Annotated in this window: 12 protein-coding genes; 2 read left to right on the top strand and 10 right to left on the bottom strand. The window is 49.1% G+C overall.

The genetic code is table 11. The annotated features are described in order from the left end of the window. Positions 1-18: 18 nt before the first annotated feature. The 10 genes from rpsS to thrC all read right to left on the bottom strand — a co-directional run bounded on the left by rpsS (position 19) and on the right by thrC (position 10,203). Positions 19-297, bottom strand: a complete 279-nt coding sequence (gene rpsS / locus DW819_RS08140; protein WP_006782235.1) for a 30S ribosomal protein S19 — start codon at positions 295-297, stop codon at positions 19-21. 21 nt (positions 298-318) lie between these two features. Then, the gene (gene rplB, locus DW819_RS08135) at positions 319-1,164 is read right to left on the bottom strand and encodes a 50S ribosomal protein L2 (protein WP_118533455.1); all 846 of its coding nucleotides are present in this window, start codon (positions 1,162-1,164) and stop codon (positions 319-321) included. 212 nt (positions 1,165-1,376) lie between these two features. Beyond that, a complete protein-coding gene (gene rplW / locus DW819_RS08130) occupies positions 1,377-1,676 on the bottom strand; it encodes a 50S ribosomal protein L23 (protein WP_118533457.1) in 300 nt (99 codons plus the stop codon). Next, positions 1,676-2,296 carry a 50S ribosomal protein L4 gene (rplD, locus tag DW819_RS08125; protein WP_118533459.1) on the bottom strand — a complete coding sequence of 207 codons (621 nt, stop codon included), beginning with the start codon at positions 2,294-2,296 and terminating at the stop codon, positions 1,676-1,678. The genes rplW and rplD overlap by 1 nt, the downstream gene beginning before the upstream one ends. 28 nt (positions 2,297-2,324) lie before the next feature. Continuing rightward, positions 2,325-2,960 (bottom strand): 50S ribosomal protein L3, encoded by a 636-nt coding sequence (gene rplC / locus DW819_RS08120; RefSeq protein ID WP_118732876.1) that lies wholly within the window; start codon positions 2,958-2,960, stop codon positions 2,325-2,327. Between the two features lie 51 nt (positions 2,961-3,011). Then, positions 3,012-3,329 (bottom strand): 30S ribosomal protein S10, encoded by a 318-nt coding sequence (gene rpsJ, locus DW819_RS08115; RefSeq protein WP_118533463.1) that lies wholly within the window; start codon positions 3,327-3,329, stop codon positions 3,012-3,014. Between the two features lie 412 nt (positions 3,330-3,741). Further along, positions 3,742-5,106 carry a cell wall-binding protein gene (locus DW819_RS08110; protein WP_118533465.1) on the bottom strand — a complete coding sequence of 455 codons (1,365 nt, stop codon included), beginning with the start codon at positions 5,104-5,106 and terminating at the stop codon, positions 3,742-3,744. A gap of 284 nt (positions 5,107-5,390) precedes the next feature. Next, on the bottom strand, positions 5,391-7,508 hold the full coding sequence (locus DW819_RS08105) for a glutamine synthetase III (protein ID WP_118732875.1): 2,118 nt from the start codon (positions 7,506-7,508) through the stop codon (positions 5,391-5,393). A gap of 227 nt (positions 7,509-7,735) precedes the next feature. Next, entirely contained in the window at positions 7,736-8,599 is an 864-nt protein-coding gene (gene fba / locus DW819_RS08100) for a class II fructose-1,6-bisphosphate aldolase (RefSeq protein ID WP_118533469.1), read from the bottom strand. A 116-nt stretch (positions 8,600-8,715) separates the two neighbouring features. Further along, the gene (gene thrC / locus DW819_RS08095; protein ID WP_118732874.1) at positions 8,716-10,203 is read right to left on the bottom strand and encodes a threonine synthase; all 1,488 of its coding nucleotides are present in this window, start codon (positions 10,201-10,203) and stop codon (positions 8,716-8,718) included. A 202-nt stretch (positions 10,204-10,405) separates the two neighbouring features. Between thrC and DW819_RS08090 the strand changes: the two genes are divergently transcribed. Both DW819_RS08090 and DW819_RS08085 read left to right on the top strand, forming a co-directional pair. After that, positions 10,406-11,485, top strand: a complete 1,080-nt coding sequence (locus DW819_RS08090; protein WP_118732873.1) for a hypothetical protein — start codon at positions 10,406-10,408, stop codon at positions 11,483-11,485. A gap of 56 nt (positions 11,486-11,541) precedes the next feature. Continuing rightward, positions 11,542-12,474, top strand: a complete 933-nt coding sequence (locus DW819_RS08085; RefSeq protein ID WP_118732872.1) for a LysR family transcriptional regulator — start codon at positions 11,542-11,544, stop codon at positions 12,472-12,474. Positions 12,475-12,553: the final 79 nt, after the last annotated feature.

Here is a 12,553-nt window from a genome sequence, read left to right as displayed (position 1 = left end):
TCCTTTCAATCCTGACGATTATCGCTTGGATTTCTTCTCGTCTTTTCCATGTCCTCTGTAAGTTCTGGTAGCTACGAACTCACCCAGTTTGTGGCCAACCATATCCTCGGTAACATATACCGGAACATGCTTTCTGCCGTCGTGAACTGCGATTGTATGTCCAACCATCTGCGGGAAGATTGTAGAACGGCGGGACCAGGTCTTGATTACCTGATGCTGTCCTGCTGCGTTCATTGCATCAACTTTTTTCAGTAAGTGTGCATCTGCAAATGGTCCTTTTTTTAATGAACGTGCCATAGGTTTTGTATCCTCCTTGAATTATTTAATGGTCTTGCCGTCGCGTCTTCTTACAATCAGCTTATTAGACTGCTTGTTTTTCTTTCTGGTCTTCAGACCCAGAGCAGGCTTGCCCCACGGAGTAGAAGGACCCGGACGACCGATACCAGTCTTACCTTCACCACCACCGTGCGGATGGTCATTCGGGTTCATAACGGAACCGCGAACTGTAGGACGGATACCCATATGACGTTTTCTACCAGCCTTACCGAGGTTGATCAGATTGTGCTCGCCGTTACCTACAACACCGATGGTTGCGCGGCATACGATCGGAACCATTCTCATCTCGCCGGAAGGAAGTCTTAAGGTTGCATATTTGCCTTCTTTTGCCATAAGCTGAGCAGCGTTACCAGCGGAACGAACCAGCTGACCACCCTTGCCCGGATACAGCTCAATATTATGAATCTGCGCACCAACCGGAATGTTTGCCAGCGGTAAGCAGTTACCAACTTTAGCCTCTGCAGTCTCGCCGCTCATAACCTTCATGCCATCGGTTAAACCAGCCGGAGCCAGGATATAAGCCTTCTCGCCGTCTGCGTAGCAGATCAGTGCGATGTTTGCAGTTCTGTTCGGATCGTACTCGATACCGATAACGGTTGCCGGGATACCATCCTTGCTGTTTCTCTTGAAATCGATGATTCTGTATTTTCTTCTGGAACCGCCACCACGATGTCTAACGGTAATCTTACCCTGGTTGTTACGGCCAGCATTCTTCTTTAAAGAAGTAACCAGAGACTTCTCCGGAGTGGACTTGGTGATCTCACTGAAGTCAGATCCGGTCATATGTCTTCTGGAAGGTGTATATGGGTTGTATGTTTTAATTCCCATGACTTGAACTCCTTTCAATTCCGTACACGGTCGTGCGTTATCAACGCACTCGCGTGTATCTCTTTATCACGGCGCAGTATATTCTTTTCACTGGCAGCCGTATAGTTTCATTAATTCTCATCGCTCAACTAAACTCAGCTTCGCTTCGTTAAGGTTCGCGATGGGCTTTCTCACTAAACTCGCGCTCTGCGCGCTCGTTAAGTGTTCAATGCCTACAGACCTGCAAATACCTCGATCTCTTTGCTGTCCTCAGTTAACTGAACGATAGCCTTCTTGGTTGCAGCGGTCTTGCCGAAGGTCATACCACGTCTCTTGTTCTTGCCTTCGCTGTTCATGGTGTTTACACTCTTAACTTTGGTTCCCGGGAACATCTTCTCAACAGCCTCTTTGATCATGGACTTGTTCGCATCGGTGTGAACCAGGAAAGTGTATTTCTTCTCGCTCATTGCGTTCATGCTCTTCTCGGTTACAACCGGTTTCAGAATGACGTCATAGTACTGAACGTTAGCCATTATGCGTACACCTCCTCGATATTTGCAACAGCAGCCTTGGTAGCTACTACGGTGTTGTATTTCAGAATGTCATATACGTTGATGGTATTGACATAAGCGGTCTTTACAGACTGGATGTTCTTAGCGGACTTAACAACGTTGTCGCTGTTCTCGTCAACTACTACCAGAGCCTTGTTAACCTTTAAGTTATTCAGGACGTTCTGGAATTTTTTGGTCTTGATTTCATCAAGCTTCAGCTCGTCAACAACGATGAACTTGTTTTCAAGCACTCTGCTGGTCAGTGCAGACTTCAGAGCTGCTCTCTTCTCTTTCTTGTTGAGTCTGATTGTATAATCTCTCGGAGTCGGAGCGAATACGATACCGCCGCCGGTCCACTGCGGAGCTCTGGTTGAACCCTGACGTGCATGTCCGGTTCCTTTCTGTCTCCACGGTTTTCTGCCGCCACCAGATACCTCAGAACGGGTTTTTGCTTTCTGAGTACCCTGACGATTGTTAGCAAGCTGTGCAACGACTGCCATGTGTACTAAGTGCTCGTTAACCTCAACACCGAATACAGCATCGTTTAAATCCATCTTGCCTACTTCATTACCTTCCATATTGTAAACAGATACGTTTGCCATCTGTGTGTTCCTCCTTTCTCGTCAAAGCTTACTTGGAAGCTTTCACTGTTTCTTTGATCGTTACTAAAGATTTCTTCGGTCCCGGAACAGCGCCCTTAACCAGAAGCAGATTGTTCTCAACGTCTACGCGGACAATCTCAAGGTTCTGAATGGTAACCTGCTTGGAACCCATATGTCCCGGCATGCCTTTACCCTTGAATACCTTGCTCGGATCAGAACAAGCACCGTTGGAACCCTGATGACGATGGAATTTAGAACCATGAGCCATAGGTCCTCTGTGCTGGCCGTGTCTCTTGATCGCGCCCTGGAAACCTTTACCTTTGGAAACAGCGGTTGCATCCACCTTATCGCCGTTAGCGAAGATGTCAGCTTTGATCTCGTCCTTTACAGAATACTCTTCTGCGTTCTCGAAACGGAACTCGCGGACGAATCTCTTGTAGGAAACACCTGCCTTGTCGAAGTGTCCCTTAACCGGTTTGCTAACCAGTTTGTCTCTCTTGTCTACAAAACCAACCTGAACTGCTTTGTAGCCATCGTTCTCAACGGTCTTAACCTGGGTTACTACACACGGGCCAGCCTGAAGAACGGTTACCGGAACTAACACGCCATCTTCGTTGAAGATCTGAGTCATTCCGACTTTAGTAGCTAAGATAGCTTTCTTCATTTCAATTTCCTCCTTACAGCGGATTACCTTTTACGGCAATCATACTAAAGCTTATTTCTGTTTCATTTTGATGTCGATATAAACACCAGCCGGCATTTCCAGTTTGCTTAATGCATCAACTGTCTTCTGGCTCGGAGTGGTGATATCGATAAGTCTTTTGTGAGTTCTCTGCTCGAACTGCTCTCTGGAATCTTTGTACTTGTGTACCGCTCTCAGAATAGTTACTACCTCTTTCTTGGTCGGTAACGGTACCGGTCCGCTCACCTGAGCCCCTGTCTTCTTTACGGTCTCGATGATTTTTCCAGCAGACTGATCAACTAACTGATGATCATAAGCTTTTAATGTGATTCTCATTACTTGACTTGCCATAAAAAAAGTCGCCTCCTTTTCGCACTTTTGTTTGAAGTACGACAAGCGGTGACTGTACACATCTCCGTGTGTGTCGCGCGGACTACACACTGCGTTACTGCAATTACTCTTTACTACAGCTGTTAAATTGGTACAGTGACTTGTCGTCAGTTTCCTAACTTGACATTCGCTCCACGGAAAACCTGCCATTTTGGCAGCAACCTCGCGCTTCATTGCTATCATGTCACAGCCTTTGTATGATATCATAGTCTTTCCAAAAAAGCAAGTATTTTATCTATTATTTTAATGTTTTTATTCTCATGCAATTTTCCGTGCATTGGCCAGAGCTGTGTTTCTTCTATATATAATACAACAAAGAGGCCGATACAGCTTTTCCCTGTATCAGCCTCTGTTTCTTTAATGGTATTCTGCTTTATTCGTTATCCCATTCCGGTTCTTCCGGGCTGCGGTAGCTTCCGCCGTCTACGCTCTCGTCATCTTCTTTAGTCAGGACCCCGCTGCTGTTGGTTTTGTATTTTACGCCATTGCTGTCCTTGACCGTAGTGTTCTTGGCAATCTTGCCGGAAGTGTTCACTACATAGTTCTTATAGCTGTTTCCGTTCGGAACGGAGAAGACTTCGTATTTGCTGCCGGAATCTGCCTTCTGCAGTTTACCCATATAATACAGATAATTGTCATACACTCCGGTATAGCCTTTTCCGGTAGAGTTGAAATAATACGGCCAGGAAACTCCTCCCTCCGTGATATTGTACTTGCCTGTCAGCATACTGCTCTGCGGATAATTGCCAAAGTAATAGGCGGTATACTCACTGCTGTTGGTATACACCTTCTGAACGCCATATACAGGAGTTCCATATTCATTGAACAAATGTGTATATCCGTTGATGCGCTTTAAATCACTGGTTTTCGCACTGCCCTTTGCCGGTCCCACTTCCGGAACACCCTTGGAATTGAAATAAAACCACTCAACGTCATGATCATAATGCCCCGCCAGATATTCCGGCGGCTCGGCAGAATACCAGCCGGTGCGGACTTTTCCCTCGGCATCTACCAGGCGGTAATCCTCAATGTTGTCGGATTCATCGCCGGTGACGCAGACCCAGCCGGTCTGAACAGCACCGTCCTCGCGCAGGCAATAATAGGTTCCGTTGATCTTTTTCTGTTTGATATTGGTTCCGTTCTCGCTTGGAACCGTTTTCTTTCCGTTGGTTCCGAAATAGTACCAGTACTGACCATCACTGGCAGTTTCAAACGGACCGGTGTGCTTGTCCTCATCCTGATATTCCTCCGGCGGGGTCAGTTTCTTCCATCCGGTCACCATAACGCCCACATCGTCGCAGTAATACATGTCATCCAAGATCCAGCCAGTCTCCATGGCGCCGGTATCTCCGAAATAATAATACTTACCATCAATCTGCACCCATTTTTCTTTCGAGCACTTGCCGTTATTTCCGAAATAATACCAGTCATACCCGCTGGTTTTCCGGCTATTTGCCACCTGAAGCCATTTATTGGTGATCATGATACCGCTGGCATCTACATAGTAATCATCGTTATCGACCCATTTGTTGGTTGCCATGGCTCCGCTGCTTTCCAGATAACGCCAGGTTCCATCCTGTGCCTGACGCCACGCATTGGTTACCTTGCTTCCATTGTTATTATAGTATACCCAGTTGCTGCCTTCCTGTGACCAGCCGGCCGCAAACGCCGTAATCCCCACCGCGCCAAGGCTCATGACTGCTGCCAGGGCAAACATTGCCAAACCCTTTTTCTTCATATATAAAAGCTCCTTCGTATCGTTGCGCCGCCGTTTCTTCTTTTTTGCAGCCAGTCTGCCTGCGCAGATGCCTGCTTTCCCCGGGCGGTCTCTTATACGTTTCATTTTAACAATAACGGCATAAATATTCAACCAATTCGCGCAAATAGATTCTTACGATTTCCTATCGGCCGGAAGGTCCGATTCAAAAAGCTTTCCCGCTGTATTCTTACCCGTAACTACAAAGCAGGCCTCCGCCAAACAGCGAAAGCCTGCCCTGATTTTTTTCTAATATGATTGGAACTTTATACCTCGAAGATTAGATCGCCGTAGCTCGGGAATGGCCACAGGTCTTTGTCCACGATCATCTCCAGCTTATCTGCCGGTGTACGGAGCGCTGCCATAGCCGGAACCACCTTCTCGTGGTAAACGCGTGCCTGAGTCTCAACACCGTCAACACATGCTGCCTCTTCCGTAATATCGATCAGAGCTGCCAGGGCAACCTTCATATCAGACAGAAGAGCAGAGGTCTCGGTCAGCAGTTCAGCCTGTACGCTGGTATCTGCCTCCGGGCATGCAGCCTTGACTGCACCAAGTGAACCTGCCAGCTGAGTGGTGTACTTGATCACAGCCGGAATGATCTGCTTGCTCGCCATATCGATCATGGTTCTTGCCTCGATGTTGATCATCTTGCCATATGCCTCATACTCAACCTCGGCACGGGACTCCAGCTCTGCCCTGGTAAATACGCCGAAGGACTCGTAGAGTTTTACTGCCTTCTCGGTAGTGAGGGCCGGGATTGCATCTACCATGGAGCGGATGTTCGGAAGGCCGCGTCTTTCTGCCTCTTCTACCCATGCATCAGAGTAACCATTGCCGTTGAAGATGATGTGCTTGTGGTCGCGAAGCAGTTTCTTGATCATGTCATGTACTGCAGTATCGAAATCATCTGCCTTTTCCAGCTCATCTGCCGCCTCTTTGAAAGCCTCTGCCACGATGGTGTTCAGGACTACGTTGGCCGGGGCAACAGAATCGGAAGAACCTACCATACGGAACTCGAACTTGTTTCCGGTGAAAGCGAACGGTGAAGTACGGTTACGGTCGGTTGCATCTTTATCCAGATCCGGAAGGGTTGCAACACCAGTCCTTAACGTACCGCCGCTCTTAGAGTGAGTTGCCTCACCAGTGCTGCACAGCTGATCAATCACATCCTCAAGCTGCTCGCCCAGGAATACGGAAATGATTGCCGGCGGTGCCTCGTTTGCTCCCAGACGGTGATCGTTTCCGATATCAGCTGCGGATTCACGAAGCAGGTCTGCATGAATATCGACTGCCTTTAAGATGCAGGCCAGAACAAGAAGGAACTGAATGTTCTCGTGCGGGGTATCGCCCGGGTTTAACAGGTTCACACCATCATCAGAGGTAAGGGACCAGTTATTGTGCTTACCGGAACCATTTACGCCCGCAAATGGCTTCTCATGAAGCAGACAGGTAAGGCCCTGACGCCCGGCAACCTTCTTTAAGGTTTCCATAACCATCTGGTTGTGGTCAACCGCCAGGTTTGCCTGGTCGTAAATTGGAGCCAGCTCATGCTGTGCCGGTGCTACCTCGTTGTGCTGGGTCTTAGCGGTAACACCAAGCTTCCAGAGCTCCTCGTTGACTGCCTTCATGTAAGCACCGATGCGCTCACGGATTGCACCGAAGTAATGGTCGTCCAGCTCCTGGCCCTTTGGAGGCATGGCACCGAACAGGGTGCGGCCGGTGTAGATCAGATCTTTTCTCTGTAAATACTTCTGACGGTCTACGATGAAGTACTCCTGCTCCGGTCCAACAGACGGGCAGACACGCTTTGCGGTGGTGTTGCCGAAGAGTCTTAAAATTCTTAAGGACTGCTCGTCAATGGCCTGCATAGAACGAAGAAGCGGGGTCTTCTGATCCAGTGCCTCACCAGTGTAGGAGCAGAACGCGGTCGGAATGCAAAGAGTCACGCCGCAGGCATCTTCTCTTAAAAAGGCCGGGGAGGTACAGTCCCATGCGGTATAGCCTCTTGCCTCGAAGGTAGCACGCAGGCCGCCTGACGGGAAGGAGGATGCATCCGGCTCGCCCTTGATGAGCTCCTTGCCGGAGAATTCCATGATGACCTTTCCCTCCGCATCCGGTGCGGAAATGAAGGAATCATGCTTCTCTGCGGTTACGCCGGTCAGCGGCTGGAACCAATGGGTATAGTGGGTTGCTCCTCTCTCAATAGCCCAGTCCTTCATTGCATGTGCAACTACATCTGCAATGGACGGATCCAGCTCAGCACCATCTTCGATGGTCTTTTTCATTTTTTTGAAAACGCTCTTTGGTAAGCGCTCTTTCATAACGGTTTCGTTGAAGACGTTCTTGCCAAAAATCTCAGCTACATTTACGATTTCGCTCATAGACTTTTTCCTTCCTCTCACTTAGAATTGCCGTTCCCGGTCTCCTCACCCTGCCCTAAATTATTTTTATGTATACTTAATTTTCTTAAGCTGGGTATCTGGTTAAAAAAAATGGTGCTCTTCCCATGTGGAAGAACACCATCGTTCCCTAATTAAAATAAACCATCAGCTTGGAAAAAGCAAGTGTTTTTTTGCATTTTCCCGTATTTTTTTCAAAGCACTGATTTTCAGGCTTTTCCAACGGAACCGAACAGCTCCATTTTCTCTTTTACAGTTGCCTTGATAGCCTCTGCGCCCGGTGCGAGCAGCTTACGCGGATCGAAGCCCTTGCCCTCTAAATCCTTGCCTGCCTCGACATACTTACGGGTAGCGTCTGCAAAGGAAAGCTGACACTCGGTATTTACGTTGATCTTTGCCACACCAAGATCGATCGCTTTTTTGATCATGTCAGCCGGGATACCGGTACCGCCATGAAGAACTAACGGCAGGTCGCCCACCTTCTCCTTGACTGCTGCCAGAGTCTCAAAGCTTAAGCCTTGCCAGTTTGCCGGATATTTGCCGTGGATGTTGCCGATGCCTGCTGCCAGGAAGTCTACGCCCAGGTCTGCGATCATCTTGCACTCGTTCGGATCTGCGCACTCGCCCATACCGATCACACCGTCTTCCTCGCCGCCGATGGAACCAACCTCAGCCTCGATGGAAAGACCCATAGCGTGAGCAACCTTTACTAACTCTTTTGTCTTCTCTACATTTTCTTCAATGGCATAGTGAGAACCATCGAACATGATGGAGGAGAATCCTGCCTTAATGCACTTGTAGCAGCCATCGTAGGTGCCGTGGTCTAAGTGCAGTGCTACCGGAACGGTAATGTTCATTTCCTCGATCATGGCCTTTACCATAGCGGAAACCGTCTTAAATCCGGTCATGTACTTTCCTGCGCCCTCAGATACACCCAGGATGACCGGGGAGTTTAACTCCTGTGCGGTTGCCAGGATAGCCTTGGTCCACTCCAGGTTATTGATGTTGAACTGACCTACTGCATAGTGGCCTTCTACTGCCTTTTTCAGCATTTCTGTTGCAGATACTAACATGTTCAAAACCTCCGTTTTTCTATAGTTTTCCGCGCAGCCTGTCCCAAATTCAGGCCGGGGGGCATAACTGTCTTTATTATATTACAAAAACAGTTTTTTGTGAAGCAGATAACGAATTATAAGCCCAGAATCTCTGCCACAGTCTTTTCCATGTCGGCTGCGTCGCACTCTCTGTTGTGACGGATCTCTGCGTTGCGGATTTCCTCCACTGCGCGCGGGATGGCTACGCCGGATGCCTTGCACAAAGCATCGATGGAAGCAAACTCATCCGTCTTTGCCTCCTTGCCGGTCACTGCCGCCATAACGCTGTGGGAGAACTTGTACGGACTTGCGGTAGACGCAATAACCGTTGGGGTCTTGTCTCCGGTCTCTGCCACATATTTTTTATATACGCAGGAAGCCACACCGGTATGTGTATCAATGATATATCCGGTCTCATCAGCCAGGTGTCTGATACCTGCGGCATTCTCTGCCTCGGTTGCATAACCGCCCACAAAATCCTTCATGAAGGCTTTCATGGAATCCGTAACCGTATAAGCGCCCTTGGTGCTTAAATCTTCCATCAGCTGCCTGTTGGCTGCTGCATCACAGCCGGTGCTTAAGTAGATCAGGCGCTCTAAGTTGCTGGAGATGAGGATATCCATGGACGGGGAATTGGTCAGGATAAACTCTCTCTTGCGATCGTAAGTACCGGTCTTGAAAAAGTCATACAGGACTTTATTGTCGTTAGATGCACAGATGAGGGTTTTGATCGGCACGCCCATCTGTTTTGCCAGGTATGCAGCCAGGATATTGCCGAAGTTTCCGGTCGGAACAGTCACATTGATGAGATCACCGTTCTGGATTTCTCCGTTCTGCACCAGCTTGGCGTAAGCGTATACATAGTAAACCACCTGCGGAACCAGACGGCCGATGTTGATGGAGTTCGCAGAGGAAAGCTGGAAGCCCTTTGCAGCCAACTTTGCAGCAAACTCTTTGTCACCAAAGATCTTCTTTACGCCGGTCTGCGCATCATCGAAGTTGCCGTGAATGGAAACAACGGCGGTATTGGCTCCTTTCTGGGTCACCATCTGCAGCTCCTGAACCTTGCTGACGCCGCCCTTCGGATAGAAGACAATGATGCGGGTTCCCGGTACATCCGCGAAACCTGCCATAGCTGCCTTTCCGGTATCTCCGGAGGTTGCAGTCAGAATGACAATTTCATTCTCTACATGATTCTTCTTTGCAGAGGTAGTCATCAGATACGGAAGAATGGACAGTGCCATATCTTTGAACGCAATGGTGCTTCCGTGGAAGAGTTCCAGATAGTAGGCACCGTCTGCCTTGACAAGCGGAGCAATCTCCTCCGTGTCAAACTTGCTGTCGTAAGCGTGATCGATGCAATAGCGCAGTTCTTCCTCGGTGAAATCTGTTAAGAACTGTTTCATAACACGGTAAGCAGTTTCCTGGTAACTCATGCCTGCCAGCTCTTCCATCGTTACATCCAGTTTCGGGATTGAAGTCGGCATAAACAGGCCGCCGTCATCAGCCAATCCTTTTAAGATTGCCTGAGATGCAGTCAGTCCGCTCTCTCCGCCTCTTGTGCTCTGATATGTTAAATTCATAGCTCTCTTTCCTTTCTCCCATTTCAGAATACATTTTTGTGCAGCTGCACATGTAACTATATTTTTGTTGATTGTAGCACAGACCAATATCCTTTGTCCATGCTTTCTTTTGCAAACAAAAGCCTCTGAAGGCATATTGAAGGTTTTTTCCGGATATGCTAAACTAAGATAAGTTGTTGATTCGCAAAAGAGGATTTCGATCATGTACACATATGCCTGGTATCACTGGCTTACTTTCTTCTATATATATTGCTTCTTCGGCTGGATTTTTGAATCCACCTATGTTTCCTTAAAGCAGCACCATTTTGTCAACCGCGGCTTTCTGAGGCTTCCCATGCTGCCTCTGTATGGCACCGGAGCCGTCATGATGCTGTGGGTATCCCTTCCGGTCAAGGACAATCTCCTTCTGGTCTACTGCTCCGGTGTGGTGGCAGCCACCCTGCTGGAATATGTAACCGGCTATATTATGGAGCGTCTGTTCAAGGTCCGTTACTGGGATTACAGCAGTCAGAAGTTCAATCTTCATGGTTACATCTGCCTGACCTCTTCCATTGCCTGGGGCTTCTTAACCATCTTTATGACCGAGATCATCCACAGGCCCATTGAACGTTTTGTTCTGAATCTTCCGCCGTCACTGGAATGGTGCCTGCTTGGGATCGTGAGCGGATGCTTTGTCATGGATACCATCCAGTCCACCAGAGAGGCTCTCAGCCTGGCAAAGACTCTGGAATCTGTTTCTAAGCTGCGTGCTGACCTGGAAGAAATGCAGGTACAGCTTGCTCTCCTGAAGGCCGAGACCGAACAAAATATCGAAAACGCGAAGGAGGAGCTGCGCGCGGCCGTGGCCGAAAATGTAGAAGCACACAAAGAGATGGTATCCGCACGCAGGGAGGCTCTGGAAGAAGCTGTTGCTGCACGCAGGGAAGAACTGGCCGAGGCTGTCGAAGCTCATAAGGAAGCTGTTGCCGTACGAAGGGAAGAGCTGTCTGAGGCTGTCGAAGCCCATAAGGAAGCTGTTGCCACACGCAGGGAAGAGCTGGCCGAGGCTGCCGCTGCACGCAGGGAGACTGTTGCCGCACGCAGAGAGGAGCTGGCCGAGGCTGCAGCTGCACGCAGAGAGACTCTGGCGGCACGTATCAGCGCACTGAATGAGAAGATGACAGACACAACCCGACTCTTAAACAACAAAAAATCAATACTTCGCCCGTCCATCCTGCGACGTAATCCAACTGCTGTATCCCGGCGTTTTGCCAATGCCTGGAAGGAGCTTTTTAAAGAATAATTGTGACTGTGAAGGTACTGAACAGTTACGAATAATTCCATGCCGGAGGCACTTTTATGGATTTAAAACAGATTGAATACATTGTAAAAATTGATGATGAACACAGCATCACCCGCGCGGCGGAAAAGCTGTTCGTAACCCAGTCCGCCTTAAACCAGCAGCTTCTGCGGCTGGAGAAGGAGCTTGGGGCACCGCTTTTTCACCGCAGCAAGGTAGATATGCGCCCCACCGAGATCGGACAGGTTTATCTGGACAATGCCAGGGAAATCCTGCGGATCAAGCAGCGCACCTACAACCTCATAAACGACATGACAGATGCCAAGAAGGGCCGTCTTTCCATTGGCTTCACGCCGGGCCGCGGCAGTGAGATGTTTACCCACGTTTACCCCGCATTTCACCAGGCTTATCCGAATGTTGTCGTTGAGCCTCATGAGCTTAGCGTACACCGCCAGCAGCAGATGATCACCCAGGGCAACCTGGACATCGGATTTCAGACACTCTCGGAGCGGCAACGCAACGACAGCGAATACATAAAGCTTGGCGAAGAGGAGATTTTTCTTCTGGTGCCCAGCATTCATCCCGCTGTGGAGGAACTGACGGCTGCACAGGCAGCAGCTGATCAGCAGGGTCAGCTGACCGGGCCTTACCCCACCGTCAGCCTCGCCCGCTTCCAGTATGAGCCCTTCGTCCTGATGTACAAGGAGTCCACTATCCGGGCCATCACCGATGAGATTTTCCGAAAATCCGGTTTTACCCCAAATGTTCTTTTTGAAACTGCCAGCAACAATACTGTACTCTCCATGATCGAGGCAAACCTCTGCTGCGGCGTAGTTCCTGAACACTATGTACGCAGGCTGCCAAAGGGAATCAGCTGTTTCTCATTTGCATCCCATCCGTCCTGGGACATTGTAGCCAACTACCGCAAAAACGGATACTTAAGCGAAGCCGCTAAATACTTTATTGAACTGGTCCGCGCCTTCTGGGCCTGACAACATCAGCAAAAACGAAAAAGGTCCGGGAAAGACCGCCGAACAGGCGCTTTCCCGGACCTTTTTACCGATTTCATAT

The sequence above is a fragment of the Clostridium sp. AM33-3 genome (genome assembly GCF_003480315.1).
Classification (GTDB): Bacteria; Bacillota; Clostridia; order Lachnospirales; family Lachnospiraceae; genus Brotaphodocola.
Note: the sequence above shows the minus strand (reverse complement) of the source record. Positions and strands in the feature narration are given on the sequence as shown.